This is a genomic window from Umezakia ovalisporum Ak1311 (assembly GCF_029891685.1).
Taxonomy (GTDB): Bacteria; Cyanobacteriota; Cyanobacteriia; order Cyanobacteriales; family Nostocaceae; genus Umezakia; species Umezakia ovalisporum.
The window spans coordinates 1-22,193 of the sequence record NZ_JANQDJ010000054.1 but is presented as its reverse complement, the minus strand read 5'-3'; the positions used below and the strand labels follow the sequence as shown (position 1 = coordinate 22,193).

The window sequence follows — 22,193 nt, the reverse complement described above, 5'->3', positions numbered from 1 at the left end:
AAAAAGAGCAGATGTGGCTTTGCCCAAAGGAAATCGATTAAAATCTCGAAAGGATTTTCAGGCAGTGTTCCGGGAAGGAACACGGCGTCACAGTTCTCACTTCACATTGAGGGCTTTAAGACCTTCAGGTTCCAAAAAACCTTCCTTGGATACTGCCAACAGTGAGCAACCAATGCCCAGTACTCAATTTGGCGTTTCCATTAGCACCAAAGTGAGCAAAAAAGCAGTGGTTCGTAACCGCATTAAACGCCAAATCACAGCTGCGTTACATGAGTTATTGCCCAAATTGCCTCCTGGCTGGCGGTTAGTCATAGTTGTAAAACCAACAGCAGCAGAATCTCAGTGCGTAAGCCAAGAATTTCTGCAAGAATTAGAGCAGTTGTTGGTAAAAGCTGAGGTATTGAATGGGCATTCGTGAAGAAGTTTATTATGAGGGTGGCCCCCACGTGGGGGACTTGATTCTGAACACATTGATTGGATTAACTGTTGTGGGCATACCATTGACAGTTGGAGCAATTGTCAGGGCCTTATGGCTACGGTTCCGCATTACCGACCGCCGCATTTCTGTGATGGGAGGTTGGAAAGGACGCGATCGCACTGACATAATCTATTCAGAAATTGTCAAAATTGTTAAAGTTCCCCGTGGCATTGGCTTTTGGGGAGATATGGTAATAACCCTCAGAAATGGTAGTCGTCTGGAAATGCGGGCTGTTCCCAATTTCCGCAAGACTTATGACTACATTAATGAAAGAGTGACAGCTAAAAATCCCCTATATGGCGATGCTGCTAAAAAGTGATGGGGAGTAGGAAGTGGGGAACAGGTAATAGGAAGTAGCAAAGGTAAAATTTGCGGACAATTACGATAAATAATGCCAAAATTTTCACCTATTGATCATTCCCCATTTCCCATTTCTTAATTTTTGCCATGTGCGGCTATCCGTAGGGTAGGATGGTTACATGACAATGGTGATTTAGATAAATTAGATTCAGTTCAGTTTACAGTACCTCAGGTTGAATTCAGAATAATGGATTTTGGTATCGGGTTTCTTTCAAACAACGTGATGCTGCCAATCATAGATTTTTTCTATGGTGTTGTGCCTAGCTATGGACTGGCGATCGTTGCCTTGACATTGATAATCCGCTTCGCGCTCTATCCCCTGAGTGCTGGTTCAATTCGTAATATGCGGAAAATGCGAATTGTACAACCTTTGATGCAGAAGCGGATGGCAGAAATTAAAGAGCGGTACAAAGATAATCCGCAAAAGCAGCAAGAGGAAATGGTGAATGTCCAAAAAGAATTTGGCAACCCATTGGCAGGATGTCTGCCCGTACTACTGCAAATGCCAGTGTTATTAGCTTTGTTTGCCACATTACGTGGTTCACCTTTTGCAGGTGTAAACTACACTGTTAACCTGCAAATCTTGCCCGCAGAACAAATTGAACGAATTCAACCCCAAGCTTTTGCTACTTCTCCCCAGAGCATTTATATTGCAGATGGGGAACGCGCTCGTGTGACAGCGATTCTTCCTGGAGGTAACAAATTAGCCCTAGGGGAAAAAACTAAGATCCAATATCAGACTCTGGAAGGCAAAGGATTTCAGGAGCTTTTAGCAGAACACCCAGAAAATAATCTGGTTCCTGAATGGAAAGTCACTAAAGGGGAAGAAAAGGTGAAAATAGATGCGGAAGGCAATATAGAAGCTTTGCAACCCGGAGATGTGACTATTCAAGGCTCAATTCCTGGACTAGCAGCAGATAAAGGATTTTTGTTTATTGACGCTTTAGGTAGGGTTGGGGCTATAGATCCTGATGGTACAGTCCACTGGGATATCGTCTCGATGATCGTTATTTTTGGCATTACCCTTTATGTCACCCAAATGCTTTCTGGGCAAAACTCCAGTGGTGGTAACCCACAACAAGATACAGTTAACAAAATCACGCCAGTGATATTTTCTGGAATGTTTTTGTTCTTTCCCCTGCCATCCGGGGTGTTGATGTACATGGTAATTGGTAATATGTTCCAAGCTGTCCAAACTTACGTTCTCTCCCGTGAACCGCTACCAGAGGCGCTACAGCAAATCGTAGCCTCCCAAGAGCAAGAAATGACGGCTGAAGAAAGAACTTTGCCATTTGAACCAAAGAGTTCTAAGAAAAAGACTACAGGTTGATGATGCTTGACAGTCCAATGCAAAGAGGGCAGCAGTGGTTAAAAACGCTGCTGCATTTAACAGGAACACCAGCCGGCATTGAGGGGAATTTACAAATTTCCCCTTATAAATTTGGTGATTCACCAGAAATAGATAGCTACTGGTTGACCATTAATGAAACCAATCTCACACCTGAACAAATCCGAATTTTAATTGGCGCTGATGGTTCTGTTTTAGATGCGATTCAGTATTTAGCCAATTCGGTGCTAAATCTCAAGGTAGCCCAAGGTGAACAGGTTTTTTACACTATTGAGTTGAATGGCTACCGTGTCAAAAGACAAGCAGAAATTCGTGCCATAGCAGAAGCCGCAGCTGATAAGGTACGGGTTTCTGGTAGAGAAGTGGAAATTAAGTCCCTTAGTTCAGCTGAACGGCGGCAAGTCCACTCTTTTTTAAAAGAATTTGCAGATTTGCAAACCTTCAGTCGTGGCAAAGAACCACACCGTCATCTAGTTGTCTGTCCAGCGAGAGCGGTTGAATAATAAGAGTTAAAATAGAGTTATATTGTCAGCAGAATTGCTGATAGTGAAACATAAATTTTCGTACTATGTCGAAATTCTATGGACGCAATTTTTATTCCCCAGCTCACCAAAGCTCCTGAGCGGACAGAGGAAATTGAAGTTAAAGAGTTTCTGCCTGGCCTGGAAAGCTTAACACCTGTTCGTGGTCGCTTGCGGGTGCACCATCATGGTAATTACTTAGAAGTATCTGGTGTGGCAGAAACAATTATTACTTGCACTTGCAACCGTTGTTTGCAGCAGTATAATCATCGTTTGAGAGTGAATACCAAAGAAGTTATTTGGTTGGATGAAGCTGCCAATCAAGTAGAAGGCTTGCCTTTAGAAAGGGAGGTGTTAATGGAAGATTTGGTGGAAACTCTATCACCTGATGGTTATTTTTACCCTAGTGAATGGTTATATGAGCAGATGTGCTTAGAATTACCTCAGCGTCAGCTTTGTAATCTCGATTGTCCGGGTATTTTGAGGAATAATGCCGAGAGTGCAGACAAACCAATTGATAGTCGTTGGGCTTCCTTAGAAGCTTTGAAAAAGCAACTTCCAGGATAAGTAACATACTCCCACACTTGCATCTTGCTGAAGTGTGGGCTTCTCAGCCACTCTTGGTATCTTGTAAAATATTAACTGAGGTTTAAGAACTGGATGCGCCACGGCTCTATTTTTTAGATTTATCGCCGCATTATTGCATTAGGAAGATATCACAGGTTTGGCCGATGATTGCTGTTGCTATCAGAGTAGAAATACTCTAAACCTAAATCAATTCTGATTTCAGATGTACTTGCAGGTGCATTTTTTTATTATCAACTATTAACTTTGATACAAAATTGCGGATAATAGCCTTGAGCACCGCGGAGATTTTTTTTTCAAGAATTGTGTGAAGATAAGTTATGTTTTCAAGCAAATGAACTGAAATACCGTTGAAGAATTATTGCAATTAAATTAATTTTACGAATTACGAATTACGAATTACGAATTATAAATTGGAGTTACTATTATGAGTTTTCGTGAAGAGTTTAAATTATTGCTACGCGCCCGCTATCCTTTGATTTATGTTCCCACTTATGAAGAAGAACGAGTAGAAACCGCTATTCGGGAAGAAGCAGCAAAACAAGGTAACCGCTCTGTCTATACTTGGGATTTTGTTGATGGCTACCAGGGAAATATGAATGATCAAGGATTTGCCAAGCGTAATCCTTTGCAAGCTTTGGAATTTGTGGAAAAATTGCCAGCTTCAGCCCCATGTGTCCTGATTTTACGTGATTATCATCGTTTTTTAGAAGATGTGGCCATCGCTCGCAAACTTCGTAACTTAGCTAGGCTGCTGAAATCCCAACCTAAAAATTTGGTGTTGCTATCACCGCGTGTCGCTATTCCTGACGATTTAACGGAAGTTCTCACCATCGTGGAATTTCCTTTACCCACAGCCCTAGAAATTAGAACGGAGGTGGAACGCTTACTGCAAAGTACTGGTAATAATTCCCTTTCTGGCAAAGTTCTCGATGATTTGGTGCGTTCTTGTCAAGGGCTGTCCATGGAAAGGATTCGCCGGGTTTTAGCTAGAGCGATCGCATCTCACGGAGAATTGCAACCAGAAGATGTAGACTTGGTGTTGGAAGAGAAGCGCCAAACTATCCGCCAAACGCAAATCCTCGACTTTTACCCCGCTATTGAGCAAATTTCTGATATTGGTGGACTAGATAATCTCAAGGACTGGCTGCTGCGGCGGGGAGGTTCATTTAGTGAACAGGCGCGTCAGTACGGATTACCACACCCCCGTGGTTTAATGTTATTAGGTATTCAAGGTACAGGTAAATCTCTAACAGCAAAAGCCATCGCTCATCACTGGCATTTACCCCTACTACGCCTGGATGTAGGCCGCTTATTTGGTGGTTTGGTGGGTGAGTCAGAATCTCGTACTCGGCAAATGATTCAGGTGGCGGAAGCTCTGGCTCCTTGTGTATTGTGGATTGATGAAATAGATAAAGCTTTCTCAGGACTTGGTGCTAAAGGTGATGCAGGTACTACTAGCCGTGTGTTTGGGACTTTTATTACCTGGTTAGCTGAAAAAACTTCCCCTGTGTTTGTTGTTTCCACAGCTAACGACATCCAAGCCTTACCCCCGGAAATGTTGCGTAAAGGACGATTTGATGAAGTTTTCTTTGTGGGTTTACCTACCCAAGAAGAAAGAAAAGCAATTTTTAACGTTCATTTATCCCGACTGCGCCCCCATAACATCAAAGGTTACGATGTGGAGAGATTAGCTTATGAAACGCCGGATTTTTCTGGGGCTGAGATTGAGCAAACTTTAATTGAAGCGATGCACATTGGCTTTAGTCAAAATCGCGATTTTACTACAGATGATATTCTCGAAGCTGCGAGCCAAATCGTACCTTTAGCACGGACGGCTGTGGAGCAAATTCAAAAACTACAAGAATGGGCTGCATCTGGGAGAGCGCGTTTAGCCTCTAAACACAGTTCTTTAAGTGATACTTTTGGTAAGTTACGTAATTAATCATTCCGATGTTAAGTAGGTCAACGTACTTAATTAAAGATAAAACGTCATTGCGTTAGGGAAGCTTGGCGTTAGCCATACGGAACGAAGTGGAGTGAAGCAATCCCTATCCACATTTTACGTTGAATGTTGACCTACTTAATAATTTTTCCCAACGTTTATACAGAATTTTAATGGCGCCCTTCCACATTCTTTATTGGGGATGTCTATGTATATGCATAAACTTACTTGGAAACCTTGGGTTGAAAATGGAAAACCCTACTTAATCAAGTCATATTTTTTACGTATTTACTCGTAGTCTATGGAAAAATCTGGCACAATAGTATCGCCAAATTTAAGAGTAGCCTGATACAGCAAGTAATGATATAGTACCTGGTGAAGTTGTGGATGGAAACTTTAATAATGACAGTTTTTCATGACTTCTCAAGCTCACTCAAGTTCTTCGGTTAAGCCGAATTTTCTGGAGAGTCTATTCCGACGATCACGAATACTTATTGGTATATTTATCCTTTGGACAGTATCTCTAGTGGCTTGCACTATCATGTCTCAACAGATCTGCAATCCTATCCTAACCTTGGGATATCTCTTTAAACCTGAGTCTGTCCAGTGGGTGAGTCTGGTAGTTCTAGCTTTCATTTTGTTCACGGTAGGATGGAACCCAACCACGTTGTTTCCCCAATCTTGGTTTGAGCAATTGGTTCTTTATTCCCCTGCTTATCATTACGGTCAATTAATCGCTTGGATAGGTCAAGCCAATTTCCAACCGATTTTTAGGTTTGACAACTACCCCCTAAGTTCATATCCTGTGCTTACTATGGTGGACAGTCGTTGCAGGGGTGCTAGCACGACGGGCTTATGGTCGGGAAGTTCTATCAGGCTAGGGGTAACAGTAACGATACAAGCAAAGTCAGAGGCGATCGCATCTTTCTGCATCTTGTGTATCAAAGCCTTCATGAATAATTAGCAATAGTAAGACGGCACTCACTTTTTTATCATCAAGTTACCGTAATTTTACGCTAGCTAGTCCAGTACATTCTTTATCGCAGTGGTCAATATTTAATTATGAATTACTATTGACTATTGACCATTGACGATGAGGTTTTAACTGTGCTATCTAGTTTACTAAAATTTATCTTAGGAGTTTTGTTAGCCATCGCTATTTTAATCGGTAGTGGTGCTGTAATTGCACTTTATTTCGTTAATCGAACTGCCATACCCCCAACTAAACCTCTTTTTGCCAATGATGGTTCTGTTTTGCAGGATAAAGCTCCTCAAGGGACTGAGGTCAAAGCTACACCAACACCAACACCAACACCTACTCCTACTCCTACTCCTACTCCTAAGGAAACATTACCACCAGGGGCTTACCAAGGGCGTGTTATTTGGCCTGAAGGTTTGAGTGTAAGATCTGAACCAAACTCAACTGCTGAACGTATTGGTGGGGTTGCTGCTAATGAGGAAGTAATTGTCTTGAAAGAAAGTGAGGATAAAAAATGGCAAAAGATTCGCATACAAGGTGAAAAAGAAGGTTGGGTAAAAATAGGTAACACCGAACGAGTAGAATAATTCGTAATTCGTAATTCGTAAAATCAAATCCGGGTAATTGGTTATTTCCCTAATAGACATCTCCGACAAAGAATTGACTCCCTTCCCGTTAAAAAATTACTTATGTTTTTCTCTGTTTCCTCTGTGTCTCTGTGGTTGGTTATGAAAAATTTAAGTAATTTAACAGTGGAAAGGGAGTACAAACTTCCATAGAAAGTCTCTACAATAGATATTGTTTCTTCTCAAGTCAACCTGCCTCGTCCGTAAAACCGAAGCTCAACTGAACTGTATGTTAAATGGACAAACGTAACTGCGAACCTTGCTGAGTTTTATTTACCTCTATGCGGGCTTGAAAAGCTTCTTTGAGATGGGGCATATGGGTAACAGCAAGAATACAAGCAAAGTCGGAAGCTATGGCATTAATAGAGGCAATCAAGCGATCGCATCCTTCGGCATCCTGTGTACCAAAGCCTTCATCTATAATCAGTAATTGTAATGCCGCGCCCGCCCTTTGTGCCAATAACTTCGCCAGAGCTAAACGAATGGCAAAGTTAATTCTAAATGCTTCCCCACCCGAATAAGTCTCATAAGCTCGCGTCCCCCTGGAGTCGGCTATTAAAATATCTAGAGTGTCAATCAACTTAGCATTTTTCTTAGCTCTACCGCTGCGCCCAGACTTTTGAGTGATAAATTGCACATGCAATTGATTAGCACTCAGCCGTGATAAAAGTTGATTTGTCTCGGCTTCTAGTTGAGGCAACACGTTTTCGATCATGAGTGCTTGGATGCCATTTTTACCAAATGCCTGGGACAATTCGTGATAAACTCGTTGTTCGTGGCGACAAGATTGTAATTCCTGCTGCTGTTGCTGATACTGAGTTTGCAGTGTTTCTAATTGCAGCATCATTTGTTCTAAACGGCCTAAACTAGCTATTTTTTCATCAAGTTGCTGTCGGCGTGTTTGAATTTGCTGCTCTAAAGTGCTGATTTGCTCAATGGGGTTAGCTGATTGTGCTAACTCTTGAGTTATACTTTCAATTTGACTAACAAGTTTTTGCAACTCATGCCATCTCTCGGTTCTAGAATCCTTTAAATCCTGCCATCGTTTTTGCAAATGGGGATACTGCTGCTGGGCTGATAATAGTTGTTGATAAGGTAATTGCCAAGATTGGGCTTGGCGTACTGCTAGGCGCAGGCTGTTATGTTGCTCTGAACTGTAACCAATTTCGGCAATGTGACCCTTAAGTTGAGTAATTTGTCTCGCGCAATCAGATTCTGTTTGTTCGTGCTGAATTCTGACTTGTAATTGGGCAATAATCCCTTGCAACTCTGGTTTGCGGGCAGCTATTTGGGCTTGGCGCTTGGCTGCATCTTTAATTTGCCCTTGTTTAATTTCTGCCCACCGCCAACGCTCTACTTCACTCCGAGCCAAAGCGTGGTCTTGGTCATTGTAATTCAGTTGTTGTAAATATTCTTCTACTTGTTGCAGTTCGGCTTGTTTGTCAGGAGCATAATCGCCGAGTTGTAGCGATCGCTCTAGATATTGCTTTTCAGCAGCCAATTGTTGTAATTGTTGATTAGCATCACTGATAGATTGCAGTTGTGCAGCTAATTGACCTCTTTGCTCTCTGAGGTGATCGTAAGGGGATAATTTATGAAAGATTTCCCGATATTCTTGCCTCAGTAGCTGAATTTCTCGGTCTGACACTGCCATTTGTTCCCTAAATACCCACAATTGCCCTTCTGTATCCTGATACTCATCTTTGGTTTTGTCTACTACTCGATTCCAGTGGTGCTCATCTAAAGGACGCTCACACAAAGGACAAATTGCATCCGGGGTGCGGAGCATTTGCAATTTTTGCTCGAGTTCGCCCAACAATCTTTCATATTCCCGTTGTTGAGCTTGGAGACGTTCCATAAAATGCCGTCTTTCCTGTCCTTTTTCCTGTACTCTTTGCAGATAAACTTTGTCTTTCTCCATTTGTGCAATCTGCATTTCTAAATCTCTCGCCGCTTGTTGCAGTTGCGGTTGACGTTGTGAACAGTGTTGTAGTTGGATTTCCGTAGCTTGTAACTGTTCTAGACGTGCTACTAAACCAGCATGAACTCTATCCAGTTGACTTTGCAGGTTTTGCCTTTGTTGTAATAAAGGAGAAACTTGCATTTGCAGCTCATCTAAATAACTCACGCGGCGACGGGCGGCTGCGAGTTCTACCAAAGCAGCTTCCACTTCATTGGATTTATCGAGAGTGTGCTGAAGTTCTGACTCTTGTTGTTCTAATGCTGCTAATTGTCCTTGAACTTGTTGTAGTTCCCTTTCTAGCTGATGAACTTGGTTTGTTAGTTGTTGCTGTTTTTGTTGCAACAGTACCGTTGAGCGGGTGTGTTCTTGAAATTTAGTCGCAAAACCTTCTTCCTGAGCTTGCAAATCTTGATACTGGGTATAGCCATTTTTAATTTCAGTTTCCTGATTTAATCTAGCTTGTAAGTTTGACATATCAATTTGCACAGCTGACTGTTCTTGTTGCAGGCGATCGCTGTCTTGAGTTAAATTTTGATGTTGTTGCCTGACAAAATTCAGTTGTTGTTGCCAATTTTGGCGTTGGTGCTGCACAACTTGCAAACTTTGCAATTGGATATTCTCAAAAGCTTGGACTTGTTGCAAGTGATTGAGTTCAGTTTCTAATTCTGCTTTTTGGGCTTGTGTAGCTTCCCATTGTTGTAGTTGAATTTTGCTCGAGTCCAGACAACGTTCTAACTCCTCAGCCCTAGCTTTAAAATGACGCGATAAATCTTTTGCTCGTTCTTCTAATTGGTCATATTGATTGAGTTTTAATAACTCAGCTAAAATTTCCTTGCGTTCAGTGGGTCGCTTGATCATAAATTCATCTGCACGACCTTGACGCAAGTATGCAGAATTAATGAAAGTATCATAATCAAGTTTAATGTGTTCTAAAATCAAATCCTGTGTGGCTCTCATTCCTTTGCCCGTCAGTGGGCGAAACCCAGAAGCGGTTTCGATTTGAAATTCTAAGACACAACTAGCACCGCGAACTCTGGTGCGAATTACCCGATATTTTTGCTGATTACATTGAAAAGTATAATCAACCCGAACTTCTTTCGCACCTGAATGAATCACGTCATCTTCAACACCGGCACGGCTTTCACCCCAAATTGCCCATGTGATTGCTTCTAAAAGAGAAGACTTACCCGCACCATTAGAACCGCAAATACAAGCCGTGTGCAAACCGCGAAAATCTAAAGTTGCATCACGGTAACTAAGAAAGTTTTTGAGGATAAGTTGTACTGGAATCATTGAGGCTACAGCGCCACATCTAAATGTTTTACTAACTAGGAGTACATATGCACTATTTGATAGTTTACCTATGTAAATATAGGTATTTTAGTCTGAACTCAGTAATTTCACTAATCTTAACAATATTATGACTCAGTTTTTCATGTGAAGCAAATTATTTTGCTAATTTTTCCAGAAAAATTTCAATATCTATCAAAAGAATCACCTGGAAAAACTACGAGAAACAATCTGTGTCAATCATCGTCATGTCATACATCACACAGAAAGCGCAACCATACTATGACTACCCTTCACCAATGGAAAACTAGAACTGTCGCAGTTATGGCCATGGCAATTACTACCACTGCTACTATTCCCATTGTTGCCTTTGCCCCTGCTTATGCCCAGTATAATATTGGTCAGCGCAGAAGAGTGACAATTCCTGCTAATGCTAACGTAAGTTTTCCTGTCACATATGACAAAGAGAAAATTATTGTGAGTCGTGGCGAAACATTGGACCTGACATTGAAAATATCCAACGACATCACCGATAATCAGAGAAATGTCTTAATTCCCAGAAACACTGAAGTTGTAGGACGGCTAGAACCAGTATATTTCAACAACAGAAACAGAAATAGTGAGAATGTAAGAGGTGTGCGGTTCGTAGCACAGAAACTTGTCTTCCCCTCTGGTGTCGGTCAGTCAATTAATGCCTCATCTCAGACAATTACCAGAACTGAAAACATTAGCAAAAATGATAGTAGCAAAATATTAACAGATGCCGCCATTGGTGCTGGTGCTTCTACTGCAATTTCATTAATTACAGGTAACCGTAAAGTTGAAATATTAGAACCTCTGGGTGGTGCGGCTGTTGGTGCTTTAGCTAGTATAGTGCTGCGGAAAAAAGAAGCTGAAGTGTTCGTCTTAAGACCAGAACAAGATTTGAAATTAGGACTTAACTCTAATTTAGATTTAGTCATAGACCGCTAGTAAGCTGCACTATATTGGCTCCGTGATTTTAATGTTCTCTCATCAGGGATGGCCACTCTCACTAGACCAGGCCATCCCTTCACTTTTGGCACTGCTGAAACCAAGTTCGAGTCGGACAATACTTGTACTACTAGATTTTGTTATTGCAACTATTTTTATTAATCTAGCGTCTTACTAGATATACAAGTTCTTTCAGATGGCTGTTATTAGTAATGAATAATAGAGTTCTTAACTTACCATTCAACTCAAGTTGAAACCTACTTGAGTTGACAATCTCATTTAAATTTGTAAAGTACTCATCTTAATGCAATTCCTTAGTAACAAAGCCTGCTGAATCAGGCTAATGAGGTACATCTACGCTAGAACCATCTAACTATGAAAAAGAAATGGCATGAATATTGATTTTTCAGATTAGAAATACAGTATTTACAAAATTTACAGATAAATAAATATAGTAAATTTGGTGCTTAAAAACCAAAAATAAGGAACTTATCAACAAGCAAATGGTCTGAATAAATAACAGAAAGAAAAGTTAATTTTACTGGAGCAAAAAGTAATGTTTAATTTAAATCGTTGGCAATCTGGAACTGCTGCACTTATGGCTTTAAGCGTCACAGTAGGGGCTATAGCACCCTTGATGACAGTAGCACCATCTTTGGCTCAAATTAGATTTTCTGATGTTTCATCTAACTATTGGGCAGCACAGTTCATTCAACAATTGTCACAGCGAGGTATAGTTGCTGGTTTTCCTGATGGTAGCTTCCGCCCTGAAGAACCGGTAACCCGCGCTCAATTTGCAGCCATGATTAACAATGCTTTCTCAAAAGCACCCCAACGGCAAGCAATAAATTTTGCGGATGTACCGAGTAATTTTTGGGCATCTAATGCTATTCGCCAGGCTTATACCATCGGTTTCTTATCAGGATATCCGGGTAATCGCTTTGAGCCTAACCAGAATATTCCCCGCCAGCAAGTTTTGGTGGCTTTAGCCAACGGTTTAAATTATTCTCCCAGGGCTAATACCCAAACAACTTTGCAATACTTCAGTGATAGCTTTAACATTGCTGACTGGGCGCGTAGTCCCATCGCCGCCGCCACTGAACAGCAAATTGTGGTGAACTATCCTAATGTTAAGTTTTTAAATCCCACTGCAACAGCCACAAGGGCACAGGTAGCAGCTTTTATATATCAAGCGTTAGTTAGTTCTAATCAAGCCTCGGCAGTTAGTTCACCTTATGTCGTAGCGCTTCAACCCAATACACCCACACCTGTATCTGTAACCATTCCCCAGGGAACTGCTATTCCGGTCAAGTATGATCAGGCAGAAAAAATTCTGGTTACAAAAGATGAAATAGCACCTTTGACTTTGACAGTAGACCAAAATATAGTTACTCAACAAGGTACTGTGGTTATTCCGGCTGGTAGTCAAGTTGTTGGTAAACTCCAACCTGCTCAAGGTGGTTCTCAATTTATTGCTGAAAAGCTAGTTTTAACCACAGGTCAAGAGTATAAAATTAACGCCACTTCACAAGTAATTACTAAAACTGAAACCATAAAAAAAGGTACGAGCACCAATACAATTATCAAAAATACTGTCTTAGGTGCTGGTGCTGCGGCTGCAGTATCTGCGGTGACAGGCGATCGCGCCATCGCCACGGAAGAAGTCTTAGGTGGTGCGGCTATCGGTAGTTTGATTGGTCTATTCTTTGGTAGAAACAGCGTTGACTTAATCGCCATTGCACCAGATACAGATTTACAAATGACAATCAATCAAAACTTACTGGTTTCACTGCGATAGTTATTGGTCATTGGTCATCGGCAACCAAATTATAAACGTGGTTCCTGGGGCATGGGGTGCAGTTATGGCTGAGTTAATTGCAGGGCTGAAAATTTCAATTTCCCCTTGCATTTGTTCAACTAATTGTTTGGCGATGGCTAACCCCAAACCCGTACCAGGAATTTCAGTTTGGGCTTGCACTCCGCGATAATGGCGTTCTCCTAAATGAGCTAAATCTTCTGCTGGAATTCCCGGACCAGTATTACTAATGGCAATTCCTTGATAATTAGCTTTTTCTTGCCCTGCCTGAATGGCAATTGTACCGCCTTCAGGAGTGTATTTTAAGGCATTATCAATTATGTTGCTGAATACCTCTTGTAATGCTTTGATATTGACTCTTACCCGTGGTGAATTTCTGTGAATTTCTGTTTTTATTTGTAGATGTCGCTCCTGTGCTATTGCTTTAGCTGAAACTAATAATGGTGTTAATAAATCAACTACAAAACAATCAGTTTTTTTCTCTCCCATTCCCGGCAATAATAGTGCTGGTTTCGGTTCTTTTTCTACAGTTGCTTCTACAAATACTTCATTTTCATGTAATGACAACGGCCCTAAATCTGTTTCTGCCCAATCAATTACTTTGTCAAACTGTCGCAGTAATTCTTCCAGGCGATGGCTTTCCCGAACAATATTTGCACCTACTTCTCGGTTAGGGTCGCCTTGTCGCAGCCGTTTTAACAGTAGTTTGCCAAGAGTACGTAATGCTGTTAGGGGGTTACGAAACTGGTGCAGCAAGTTATCGAGTAAATCTCGCTGTTGTTCTTGGAGAATTTTGTGTTGATGTACCTGATGCTGTAACCAAGCTCTGCGTTGATCTAAAATACAAGCGATGGCTAATGTTTGAGCTATTTTTTGAATTTCGCTTTGCTCTTGCTCATTCCATGCCCTATCTTCTCTCCCTGTAACTAATAGTCCCATCATTACACCTTCATGGATGAGAGGGAGGACAATTTGGTCTGCACTAAACTCTGATTCCTCTTTTAAATCTGGTTCTTGACCATTTGCTTTCTTTGTGTCCTGTGATGAAATCCGTGATCCCATCCCAGCTTGCAATAATTTACTTTGTTGGTCAGGTACTACCAAAACATCACCAACTCTGACCTCAGCAACTTCTTTCCCTGGTTGTAAGAGTGCTGTTTCCGGGTAAATCACCACAGGAATTAGTTTCGTCTCACCAGCGGGAGCATCTACCAATTCTTGTGTTAAGTAAACCACACTTAAAGATGCTCCTAGGCCTTCGGTTAGCAGTGCTATTTGTTCTCGGCATAGAGCCACAAAATCTGAACTGGCAGAAATTAACATTTTTTAGCTTTTGCTAAGGATCACAGCATTTCAAGGAATTTAGAGCGAAGTTGCTTTATTTTTTTCCCTCTTAGAATAAAGCTTAACTAAATATTTTCAGTCATGGTTTGCACCAAGGGATTATATGCTTTACCAATTTCATATTATTATTCTTTCTGTATCAAAAGTTTAAAAACTATTGATATTTTGAACTAGAACTTATATAATTGCGACGTATTTTGTAGCTATAACTACAATCTACAGCTTGAAAGAGGAGGAAAATAGGTTGGCAAGAAGACGTAAGCGCAAAAGTCGTCGTCGCCAAGAAGGACGACGCATTTTAGAGCACGTGCCTCAATATAGCATCGAAAGTGGCGAAGAAAAACCTGTGACAGCAGCGAGAAAATTTATTCAAGCTGAAGGTATTGCACCACCTGCATTGCTACTTGTAAAACGAAATGAACACACCACAGACCGTTATTTCTGGGCAGAGAAGGGGCTGTTTGGTGCTCAATACGTAGAAGAAAACCATTTTCTGTTTCCTAGCCTGCGGACATTAGAATCTCCGGGAGGTATGGAATCAGTGGCCATGGCTAGCCGCTAATAATAAATGGTTATCTTAAATTGTGGAATGTTGCTTCTGACAATCATTTAACTGGTAAAGTTGCTCAGTTTATGCAAAGTTTTTGTTTTTTTTAAGTTTGTGACTGATTTGCCAGTATATTCAGTCCAGTTAACCAGTCAATTGGACTTAATAGGAAAGTCAACTTCTTATCCAAACACATTGGTTTGTATGGGTTAATTTCTGGTTAAATGATGCAGAGGAGAGTCAGATAGAAAAAATGCAAGAGCAAAATACATCCCCAAGTGAGAGTTGAGTTGCCCTCTCCTCCTATGGATTGCCCAAGAGGCTCTGTAAGCAAGTATAATATTTTCCCTACGATGCAATGTCGTAGGGAAAACTTATGTAACTGCAAACGTTTTCTCCTCTCTGGGGTCTAGTCAACAGATTTTAACTCTAAAGCTCTCTGTAACTCCATTAGTTCATCTCGATGGGCAACGATAGTAATTTTACTGGGAGAGCCGAATTCACCTTGGCTGGCTTCTTCCATCTGTAACGAGACTTTCTCAAGTCTTCCAGCTTTTTTCCAATAAAACAAACCACTTAAAGGGGATAGTAACACCAATGGGAGAAACAATTTACCGAAGTTAGGAAAAAGCAGGGATAAAACCAATGACAGACAAATCATACCCGCAGATGTTAGCAGTGTTAAAAACACGGCTAGGAATCGGCTGGGTTGAACAAAACCTTCAAAAACCACTTGATTTTTTTCTGGGTCGATTGCGGCTACTTGGTAAGAACGCGAGCGAAAGTATTCCTTAAGTTTCGGCATTAAAGTAGCTTCATCTTGTTGAGATACAAGTTGTGCTTTTGTTGTGCGGTCTTTAGTTGAAGCCCGAATGAAGAAAAACAGCCCAACCGATAACAACAAGGTGAGCAGCAACGTAGATGGCAAAATTGCGCTATCCATAACTAATTTATTATTGTTTTCATAGGAGAAGACTCATGGAGGATTAATGATTCATTAGTTTCTCTTCCCCTTTATGTAATCTTGCCAAAGATATGCCAAATTTTGTGATCGTTCTTGCCATTCTGGAGAAACTTCGTACATCCGCCTGGGTCTTCCTCGTCCTTCGAGTTTCTTCCAATAACCTGTAATAGCCCTTTCGTCTTCGAGAAATTTAATCGCACTGTAAAGTACCGTATCTGAAAGGCGATAGGCTGGGTATTCGGTTTCTAGTCGCTGTATCAACTCAGTTCCGTAGGATTCACCTTGTAATAAAACATACAAAATGTAACAAACTGCTACTTCCTGACAGAGATAAGTTGGCGGAGGATTCTCAAAGAATTGATATATATCCTCAAGTTTCATGGTTTAGTGAATGGCTAAAAAATGCCTGATAATAGTGGTATTTACAATCTCGATAGTCAGTATATAATGCTACTACAAAAGCGGCGATATATGACCACCTTGACAGGGTTTTCAAAGTGTAAACATTGCAATGACTACCCAAGCAGCTACAGTCACAGGACAAATGTCTAGGTTTGAGGAGCGCAAAATACTACGCCCTTACCCAAGTTATAGGTGTTGTGGAGAGGAGCAATTAAAGCGATTACCTGGTCACTTGCGTGGTGTCAAGTAATGCCAAACTGGTCAGAACCGCCTCAGCATAAAATGCTATCGAAGAAATTTTACAAGCAAAATGCAGTTTTGTCTGTAAAAGTTAATAAACACTTTGTTTTACGGTGATTATCCCAGTACAGAACATCAGAAATTAAGCCATGGAAAATGTCAGGATAAAAACCTATATGCTTGCAGGCACAATCAAATAGTATTCAACACTGACTATTTGGACTTGAGATACTCATATCCCATTTGGTAATTGTGATATTAAATTTAACAAGTCCTTAGCACACCAGTGATCAGTATGTCACAAAACTCCGATACTCCATCGTCTTCTTCTACTCTTCGGGCAATTGCCCAAACATTTCGCCTAACAGGTTGGATTAGTTTCTGGATTCAGTTGGTTTTAGGTGTTGTTTCTGCCATTATTGTGCTGCTGTTCGCGGTGTTTAGTCAGCAGCGAACTGGGGTAAGCAATAATCCAGGGACTGGGTTTGGCGTATTTTTAGCAATTTGTGGAATTCTGATTTTAGGAGGCGGTATTTATTTGGCTTACCGTTACACCAGAATTGGTAACCAACTGCAATCCTCAAATCCGAGTAACCGTCCCCGCAAAAGTGAAACCTTGCAAGTGTTACGCCTGGGACTGTGGATTAATTTATTAGGAATGCTGGTGACATTATTAGGGGCACAAGCGATTGTGGGGACATTGGTAGCAAGGGCTATATCACCCCAAGCTGCAACTACTCAATTATTTGACCCCACGCGCATTATTAGCGGTTTAGATATGCTTGTAGTGCAGGCAAATATCAACACCGTCTCAGCACACTTTGCAGGGCTAGCAGTGTCTATTTGGCTGCTGAATCGAATCACCAGAACTTAATAATTGGTTTTCAGTAAAATCATGATCAATGTGCAGTGGGATTTTGTAGCTTTGGCAAGACTGACAAGGCAGGGTTTTTGTATTGGCAAGACCCTTAATCAGCCAAAATCAGTATATGCTGGAGTTTTGGTAAGAAGACCATAGGCAAAAAACAACAGAAAAATCAGTGCTGGATATTAAGCAAATAAGGGAAAATCCCCAATTAATCCAAGAACGCTTGAACAGTCGTAGTGGTAAATACGACATCGAACCCATATTACAGTTAGACAAGCAACAACGGGAACTAGAGGGGACACGGAGTCAACTTCAAGCCCGCAGTAACGAAATTGGTAAAATTGTGGGACAGAAGATTAAATCTGGTGTTAACCCTCAATCTCCAGAAATTCAAGCCTTGCGGGAGGAAGGTAACGCCACTAAAGTTCAATTAAGTGAACTAGAACCGCAAGAAAAAAACATCAAAGTAGAAATTGAACTGCTGCTGTTAGCACTTCCCAATTTACCCAGTGAGTTCACGCCTCTTGGTAGCAGTGAAGATGATAATCAAGAGGTGCGGCGCTGGGGTGATGAACATCTACCTGAAAACCCGAAAATTATTCCCCATTGGGAAATAGGCGAAAAATTGGGTATTCTCAACTTTGAGCGTGCTGTCAAAGTTGCCCAAAGTCGCTTTGTTACTCTCGTCGGTGCGGGTGCAGCGTTAGAACGGGCATTAATTCAGTTCATGCTGAAGATGCAAACCGAAGCAGGCTATGTAGAAGTTAGTCCGCCTTTGTTAGTCAATACTGATTCTTTAACCGGAACTGGTCAATTACCAAAGTTTGCCGAAGAAAGCTTTAAATGTGCTGACGATCAATTGTGGTTAATACCTACGGCAGAAGTTCCTGTTACCAACCTTTACCGGGGAGAAATTTTGGCTGCGGAAGATTTACCAATTTATCACTGTGCTTATACTCCTTGTTTTCGTCGGGAAGCAGGAAGTTATGGGCGAGATATGCGGGGTTTAATTCGTCTGCATCAATTCAATAAAGTTGAGTTAGTGAAAGTTGTGCATCCCAGTTCTTCTTTTGAGGAGTTAGAAAAATTAGTAGGTAATGCAGAGGCAATTTTACAAGCTTTGAAATTGCCTTATCGTGTAATTGATTTATGTACTGCCGATTTAGGTTTTGGTTCAGCAAAAACCTACGATTTAGAAGTATGGCTTCCATCTTCTGAAAAGTATCGCGAAATTTCCAGTTGTTCTAATTGTGTAGATTTCCAAGCCAGAAGAGCAGATATTCGCTTTAAGGAAGCTGGTAAGAAGGGAACCCAGTATGTCCATACCTTAAACGGTTCCGGTTTAGCTGTAGGGCGGACAATGGCAGCAATTTTGGAAAATTATCAGCAACCAAATGGTACGGTTAAAGTACCAGAAGTGTTACAGCCTTATTTGGGTAGGGATGTTTTGTGATGTAGGGCTTTCCGTTGGTAGAGGCATTTTATATTCAAGTTGGCCTATATGTAACAGACTGAAATAGTCGGTTAAAAACAGACTTGAGCTATGAGCTAGGGAGTAAATTCCCTGGCTCCCCCCCACCAGAGTGGGGGGCTGACGCAATTGTTAGGAGCGTGGTTCCAGAAGCGATGGCCTTTGTCTGGTATTAGGTATTTATCCCAATGACTTGTTCTTAGCACTGATGGTTTATGGGGTAGCCTGAGGATGGGTACTCAAATTCGAGTAGTGCGTTAGTACTGAGGGGGTGGCCTGTGGTAGACATGGCTTCACTCAATCGAGGGACTACTTCATGCTCTGGAATGATTTAAGCTTCTGTAACTATTCTTTAACTATTACAATGGGAGTAATATATCTGAATTTTTTTTGATTAATTTGCTCTATGTCAGTTTTAGCAGCGATCGCAGTCTTGGCTGTTCTGATCTTGGTACACGAGTTGGGACACTTCATTGCAGCCCGTGCTCAAGGTATTCTCGTGAACCGCTTCTCTTTAGGTTTCGGCCCAACTCTTTGGAAGTACCAAGGATCACAAACCGAATATGCTATCCGCGCCTTTCCTTTGGGGGGTTTTGTAGGCTTTCCCGACGACGAACCAGATAGCGATATTCCGCCCAATGACCCAAATTTGCTGCGTAACCGTCCGATTGTAGACCGGGGGATTGTCATCAGCGCTGGAGTTATCGCCAATTTAATATTTGCCTATTTGCTATTGGTGACTCAGGTGAGCGTCATCGGTGTAGGAGAAGCTAGCCAACCAGGAGTTTTAATTCAACAACTAGCGCCAGATGTCAGTTCTGTAGCTAGAGAAGCGGGAATTAAACCAGGAGATGTGATACTAGCCGTCAATGAAAGAGAATTTGGCACAGCGCTACAAGAAATTGAAGCTTTCAGAGAGATTATTAAAAATAATCCAGGTCAGCCCGTAAAACTAGAAATTGCTCGGGGGGACCAAAAGCTAACGGTGAATGTAATTCCTGAAAACAAGCCATCTGGAGGTACTATTGGCATCGGACTGGCTCCTAATGGTGAAGTTGTCCGCCGTCCCGTTCGTAACTTGGGGAAAGCGTTGAACATTGGTGCAAACGAATTTCAGCGCCTGGTGTTTATGACATTTCAAGGCTTTGGACAACTAATCACTAACTTCGGTGAAACTGCAAGTCAAGTAGCAGGGCCAATTAAAATTGTGCAAATTGGTTCTAACATTGCCCAAAATGACACGGGTAGTCTGTTATTTTTTGGTGCTTTGATCAGCATTAATTTAGCAATCATCAATATCTTGCCTTTACCAGCTTTAGATGGGGGACAACTGGCATTTTTGCTGATTGAAGGTGTGCGTGGTAAGCCATTACCTAACCGGATTCAAGAGGGTGTAATGCAAACTGGTTTAATGATACTTTTAGGACTAGGGATTTTTCTCATCGTCAAAGAAACTACTCAGTTAACTTCCCAGTTAGATTGGGTGCAAAAGTTATTCCAGTGAATGTTACCCGCCGCAAATCTCCATCTAAGAAGCAACGGGCGTTAGAAGTCCTCGCCCGCTTGAAAAATCTTTATCCAGATGCAACTTGTTCTTTGAATTACTCAACGCCACTACAACTACTGGTAGCAACTATTCTTTCCGCTCAGTGTACTGACGAGCGAGTTAATAAAGTCACACCAGCTTTATTCAAACGCTTTCCGGACGCGGCTAGTTTAGCAAATGCTGATTTAGCAGCATTAGAAAATTTGGTGCGTTCTACCGGTTTTTATCGCAATAAGGCGAAGAATATTCAAGGGGCTTGTCGGATGATTGTCAGCGAGTTTGATTCTGTGGTTCCTAATACCATGGAGCAATTGTTGCAGCTTCCGGGAGTAGCGCGAAAAACTGGAAATGTAGTTCTAGCTAATGCTTATGGTACTAATGCGGGGGTGACAGTAGATACCCACGTTAAGCGGTTGAGCCAACGCTTGGGTTTAACTAAATTTACTGATCCGATTCGGATTGAAAAAGATTTAATGGAGTTGTTACCCCAACCGGATTGGGAAAATTGGTCAATTCGTTTGATTTATCACGGTCGTGCTGTTTGTAAAGCCCGTTCCCCCCTTTGTCAAGCTTGTGGTCTGAGTGATTTATGCCCCACTGGTAAGAAAACTTTGGGGGCGGAAGAGGCGATACAAAATATCTCTAAAATTGATGGGGAGAGTGTATAATGAGAAATGCTGTCTTTAAATCAGTTAGAGAAGTTATGGCCAAGAAGAGTATGATTGAGCGCGAAAAAAAACGCGCCAAGTTGATAGAAAAATATGCTGAAAAGCGCGAAGCTTTGTTGGAAGAATTCAAAAGTGTTGAATCTCCTCTAGATAAGTTGGAAATCCACCGGAAACTTCAACAATTACCCCGCAATAGCGCCCCCAATCGTCGCCGCAATCGCTGCTGGGTAACTGGTCGTCCTAGAGGTGTATATAGAGACTTTGGTCTATCTCGGAATGTGCTACGGGAATGGGCCCACCAAGGCCTTTTGCCTGGTGTGGTTAAATCTAGCTGGTAGTCATTGGTCATTAGTCATGTGTCGTTAGTTTGCACCAAGAACTAATGACCATTGATCAAGCTATTGTCCACAGCAACGGTCTATGCCTATACTCTCTAACAGTAGATCGCTGACGGCGTTGGCGATGGCAAATTCTCCGTAAAAACTTTTGGAAAAATCAAATCCCTGCATCTCTGTGACAATGGCTATAACTAGGGATCCCAGGTCGTCTTCTCCTTCCATACGTTGTCTGACAAAAATTTGCGCCGCACGTTGGGCTATTTTTTGGTTGACTATTTCGGGTAGGAATTCTGTATCTAGCCACCGCAATAAACGGTCTTGCAACCATTGTCCTTCAAGATAAGGATTGTGGGAGGGTGGTAGAGTGATAGGTGGAATTGCTTCAGTCATCTTTGTTAAACGCAGAGGAATGCTGAGGGAATCCCAGAGTCACGCTAAGGGTGTTTCTCTGAGGTTTTTTGCTTGTTTGCTTAATTATGCAATACGATATCGCTGCTATTGTTCGCGGTTATGCTCAAGGTTATTTTCTCATGGCTGATGACAATACGGGCCTGGGATGGTATGGAAGTCGCGATCGCACTTTGATTCCTTTGGATGAGGGATTTCGTTACCCAAGGTCTTTACAGCGTTTTCTGAATCAAGAGCGTTTTAGTGTGGCTATTAACCGTGACTTTCAAGCTGTGGTGGCTGGGTGTGCTGACCGCGAAACTACTTGGATTTCACAGGAGTTACAAGAGATTTACTGGTTACTTTACCAGTATGGTTATGCTTATAGTTTTGAGTGCGATTCGTTCTCTTGAAATGAGTAGAAATTCTCAGGGATAAGAGACAAGACTGGTTTAAAAACCAGATTCTTGATAACTGTGTGTCCATGTAGGTGAAAATCCTACCCCCTAGGTGCAAGGGTGAAAGCATCTTCCCT

At 41.6% G+C, this 22,193-nt stretch carries 22 protein-coding genes and 1 pseudogene; 17 read left to right on the top strand and 6 right to left on the bottom strand.

Annotation, left to right across the window (positions count from 1 at the left end):
- Window positions 1-13 precede the first annotated feature (13 nt).
- The 6 genes from rnpA to NWP25_RS10360 all read left to right on the top strand — a co-directional run bounded on the left by rnpA (window position 14) and on the right by NWP25_RS10360 (window position 5,237).
- Window positions 14-418 (top strand): ribonuclease P protein component, encoded by a 405-nt coding sequence (rnpA, locus tag NWP25_RS10385; protein WP_280650288.1) that lies wholly within the window; start codon window positions 14-16, stop codon window positions 416-418.
- Window positions 405-797, top strand: a complete 393-nt coding sequence (locus tag NWP25_RS10380) for a PH domain-containing protein (RefSeq protein ID WP_280650287.1) — start codon at window positions 405-407, stop codon at window positions 795-797. The genes rnpA and NWP25_RS10380 overlap by 14 nt, the downstream gene beginning before the upstream one ends.
- A gap of 228 nt (window positions 798-1,025) precedes the next feature.
- Window positions 1,026-2,168: a membrane protein insertase YidC gene (gene yidC, locus NWP25_RS10375; protein WP_280650338.1), complete on the top strand. Its 1,143-nt coding sequence runs from the start codon at window positions 1,026-1,028 to the stop codon at window positions 2,166-2,168.
- Complete coding sequence (locus NWP25_RS10370; protein ID WP_280650286.1) at window positions 2,168-2,689, top strand: Jag family protein; 522 nt, start codon at window positions 2,168-2,170, stop codon at window positions 2,687-2,689. The genes yidC and NWP25_RS10370 overlap by 1 nt, the downstream gene beginning before the upstream one ends.
- 78 nt (window positions 2,690-2,767) lie before the next feature.
- A complete protein-coding gene (locus NWP25_RS10365) occupies window positions 2,768-3,274 on the top strand; it encodes a YceD family protein (RefSeq protein WP_280656667.1) in 507 nt (168 codons plus the stop codon).
- A 445-nt stretch (window positions 3,275-3,719) separates the two neighbouring features.
- A complete protein-coding gene (locus NWP25_RS10360; RefSeq protein WP_280650284.1) occupies window positions 3,720-5,237 on the top strand; it encodes an AAA family ATPase in 1,518 nt (505 codons plus the stop codon).
- A gap of 783 nt (window positions 5,238-6,020) precedes the next feature.
- Here NWP25_RS10360 and NWP25_RS10355 read toward each other — a convergent pair.
- The gene (locus NWP25_RS10355; RefSeq protein ID WP_280650283.1) at window positions 6,021-6,191 is read right to left on the bottom strand and encodes a hypothetical protein; all 171 of its coding nucleotides are present in this window, start codon (window positions 6,189-6,191) and stop codon (window positions 6,021-6,023) included.
- Between the two features lie 153 nt (window positions 6,192-6,344).
- Here NWP25_RS10355 and NWP25_RS10350 point away from each other — a divergent pair, with 153 nt between their 5' ends.
- Complete coding sequence (locus NWP25_RS10350) at window positions 6,345-6,803, top strand: SH3 domain-containing protein (protein WP_280650611.1); 459 nt, start codon at window positions 6,345-6,347, stop codon at window positions 6,801-6,803.
- A gap of 271 nt (window positions 6,804-7,074) precedes the next feature.
- Here the strand turns inward: NWP25_RS10350 and NWP25_RS10345 are convergent, their stop codons facing one another.
- Window positions 7,075-10,098: an SMC family ATPase gene (locus NWP25_RS10345; protein ID WP_280699323.1), complete on the bottom strand. Its 3,024-nt coding sequence runs from the start codon at window positions 10,096-10,098 to the stop codon at window positions 7,075-7,077.
- 279 nt (window positions 10,099-10,377) lie between these two features.
- On the opposite strand from NWP25_RS10345, the gene NWP25_RS10340 reads away from it, so the two are divergent.
- Together NWP25_RS10340 and NWP25_RS10335 are read left to right on the top strand one after the other, a co-directional pair.
- Window positions 10,378-11,067, top strand: a complete 690-nt coding sequence (locus NWP25_RS10340) for a conjugal transfer protein TrbI (RefSeq protein ID WP_280650613.1) — start codon at window positions 10,378-10,380, stop codon at window positions 11,065-11,067.
- A gap of 556 nt (window positions 11,068-11,623) precedes the next feature.
- On the top strand, window positions 11,624-12,865 hold the full coding sequence (locus tag NWP25_RS10335; protein ID WP_280650614.1) for an S-layer homology domain-containing protein: 1,242 nt from the start codon (window positions 11,624-11,626) through the stop codon (window positions 12,863-12,865).
- Here the strand turns inward: NWP25_RS10335 and NWP25_RS10330 are convergent, their stop codons facing one another.
- Window positions 12,866-14,206, bottom strand: coding sequence for a GAF domain-containing sensor histidine kinase (locus NWP25_RS10330; RefSeq protein WP_280650615.1), 1,341 nt, complete (start codon window positions 14,204-14,206; stop codon window positions 12,866-12,868).
- A 265-nt stretch (window positions 14,207-14,471) separates the two neighbouring features.
- On the opposite strand from NWP25_RS10330, the gene NWP25_RS10325 reads away from it, so the two are divergent.
- The gene (locus NWP25_RS10325; RefSeq protein ID WP_280650616.1) at window positions 14,472-14,789 is read left to right on the top strand and encodes a DUF3155 domain-containing protein; all 318 of its coding nucleotides are present in this window, start codon (window positions 14,472-14,474) and stop codon (window positions 14,787-14,789) included.
- A 394-nt stretch (window positions 14,790-15,183) separates the two neighbouring features.
- Here NWP25_RS10325 and NWP25_RS10320 read toward each other — a convergent pair whose 3' ends face one another.
- Window positions 15,184-15,717 carry a cofactor assembly of complex C subunit B gene (locus NWP25_RS10320; RefSeq protein WP_280650617.1) on the bottom strand — a complete coding sequence of 178 codons (534 nt, stop codon included), beginning with the start codon at window positions 15,715-15,717 and terminating at the stop codon, window positions 15,184-15,186.
- Window positions 15,718-15,771: 54 nt separating this feature from the next.
- Window positions 15,772-16,119, bottom strand: coding sequence for a PadR family transcriptional regulator (locus NWP25_RS10315; RefSeq protein ID WP_280650618.1), 348 nt, complete (start codon window positions 16,117-16,119; stop codon window positions 15,772-15,774).
- 130 nt (window positions 16,120-16,249) lie between these two features.
- Between NWP25_RS10315 and NWP25_RS10310 the strand changes: the two genes are divergently transcribed.
- From NWP25_RS10310 to rpsN, 6 genes are all read left to right on the top strand, one after another.
- Window positions 16,250-16,390 (top strand): hypothetical protein, encoded by a 141-nt coding sequence (locus NWP25_RS10310; RefSeq protein ID WP_280650619.1) that lies wholly within the window; start codon window positions 16,250-16,252, stop codon window positions 16,388-16,390.
- A 285-nt stretch (window positions 16,391-16,675) separates the two neighbouring features.
- Complete coding sequence (locus NWP25_RS10305; protein ID WP_280650620.1) at window positions 16,676-17,254, top strand: DUF3611 family protein; 579 nt, start codon at window positions 16,676-16,678, stop codon at window positions 17,252-17,254.
- Window positions 17,255-17,420: 166 nt separating this feature from the next.
- A complete protein-coding gene (gene serS / locus NWP25_RS10300) occupies window positions 17,421-18,701 on the top strand; it encodes a serine--tRNA ligase (RefSeq protein WP_280650621.1) in 1,281 nt (426 codons plus the stop codon).
- A 424-nt stretch (window positions 18,702-19,125) separates the two neighbouring features.
- Window positions 19,126-20,223, top strand: a complete 1,098-nt coding sequence (gene rseP, locus NWP25_RS10295) for an RIP metalloprotease RseP (protein ID WP_280650622.1) — start codon at window positions 19,126-19,128, stop codon at window positions 20,221-20,223.
- Complete coding sequence (nth, locus tag NWP25_RS10290; protein WP_390904310.1) at window positions 20,199-20,933, top strand: endonuclease III; 735 nt, start codon at window positions 20,199-20,201, stop codon at window positions 20,931-20,933. Before rseP ends, nth begins: the two co-directional genes overlap by 25 nt.
- A 35-nt stretch (window positions 20,934-20,968) precedes the next feature.
- Window positions 20,969-21,271, top strand: coding sequence for a 30S ribosomal protein S14 (gene rpsN, locus NWP25_RS10285; protein ID WP_280650624.1), 303 nt, complete (start codon window positions 20,969-20,971; stop codon window positions 21,269-21,271).
- Between the two features lie 60 nt (window positions 21,272-21,331).
- On the opposite strand, the gene NWP25_RS10280 is transcribed toward rpsN, so the two are convergent.
- A complete protein-coding gene (locus tag NWP25_RS10280; RefSeq protein WP_280650625.1) occupies window positions 21,332-21,661 on the bottom strand; it encodes a hypothetical protein in 330 nt (109 codons plus the stop codon).
- Window positions 21,662-21,747: 86 nt separating this feature from the next.
- Here NWP25_RS10280 and NWP25_RS10275 point away from each other — a divergent pair.
- A pseudogene (locus tag NWP25_RS10275) lies at window positions 21,748-22,053 on the top strand (leucyl/phenylalanyl-tRNA--protein transferase); the annotation flags it as partial.
- Between the last annotated feature and the right edge of the window lie 140 nt (window positions 22,054-22,193).

Excerpts from the sequence above, each read along its gene's own strand:
- NWP25_RS10320 (WP_280650617.1), bottom strand. The coding sequence starts at position 15,717 with ATGGATAGCGCAATTTTGCCATCTACGTTGCTGCTCACCTTGTTGTTA.
- NWP25_RS10280 (WP_280650625.1), bottom strand. The coding sequence starts at position 21,661 with ATGACTGAAGCAATTCCACCTATCACTCTACCACCCTCCCACAATCCT.
- rpsN (WP_280650624.1), top strand. The coding sequence starts at position 20,969 with ATGGCCAAGAAGAGTATGATTGAGCGCGAAAAAAAACGCGCCAAGTTG.
- NWP25_RS10340 (WP_280650613.1), top strand. The coding sequence starts at position 10,378 with ATGACTACCCTTCACCAATGGAAAACTAGAACTGTCGCAGTTATGGCC.
- NWP25_RS10370 (WP_280650286.1), top strand. The coding sequence starts at position 2,168 with ATGATGCTTGACAGTCCAATGCAAAGAGGGCAGCAGTGGTTAAAAACG.
- NWP25_RS10355 (WP_280650283.1), bottom strand. The coding sequence starts at position 6,191 with ATGAAGGCTTTGATACACAAGATGCAGAAAGATGCGATCGCCTCTGAC.
- NWP25_RS10305 (WP_280650620.1), top strand. The coding sequence starts at position 16,676 with ATGTCACAAAACTCCGATACTCCATCGTCTTCTTCTACTCTTCGGGCA.
- NWP25_RS10310 (WP_280650619.1), top strand. The coding sequence starts at position 16,250 with ATGACTACCCAAGCAGCTACAGTCACAGGACAAATGTCTAGGTTTGAG.
- rseP (WP_280650622.1), top strand. The coding sequence starts at position 19,126 with ATGTCAGTTTTAGCAGCGATCGCAGTCTTGGCTGTTCTGATCTTGGTA.
- NWP25_RS10365 (WP_280656667.1), top strand. The coding sequence starts at position 2,768 with ATGGACGCAATTTTTATTCCCCAGCTCACCAAAGCTCCTGAGCGGACA.
- NWP25_RS10345 (WP_280699323.1), bottom strand. The coding sequence starts at position 10,098 with ATGATTCCAGTACAACTTATCCTCAAAAACTTTCTTAGTTACCGTGAT.
- NWP25_RS10380 (WP_280650287.1), top strand. The coding sequence starts at position 405 with ATGGGCATTCGTGAAGAAGTTTATTATGAGGGTGGCCCCCACGTGGGG.
- NWP25_RS10360 (WP_280650284.1), top strand. The coding sequence starts at position 3,720 with ATGAGTTTTCGTGAAGAGTTTAAATTATTGCTACGCGCCCGCTATCCT.
- NWP25_RS10315 (WP_280650618.1), bottom strand. The coding sequence starts at position 16,119 with ATGAAACTTGAGGATATATATCAATTCTTTGAGAATCCTCCGCCAACT.
- NWP25_RS10335 (WP_280650614.1), top strand. The coding sequence starts at position 11,624 with ATGTTTAATTTAAATCGTTGGCAATCTGGAACTGCTGCACTTATGGCT.
- NWP25_RS10330 (WP_280650615.1), bottom strand. The coding sequence starts at position 14,206 with ATGTTAATTTCTGCCAGTTCAGATTTTGTGGCTCTATGCCGAGAACAA.
- yidC (WP_280650338.1), top strand. The coding sequence starts at position 1,026 with ATGGATTTTGGTATCGGGTTTCTTTCAAACAACGTGATGCTGCCAATC.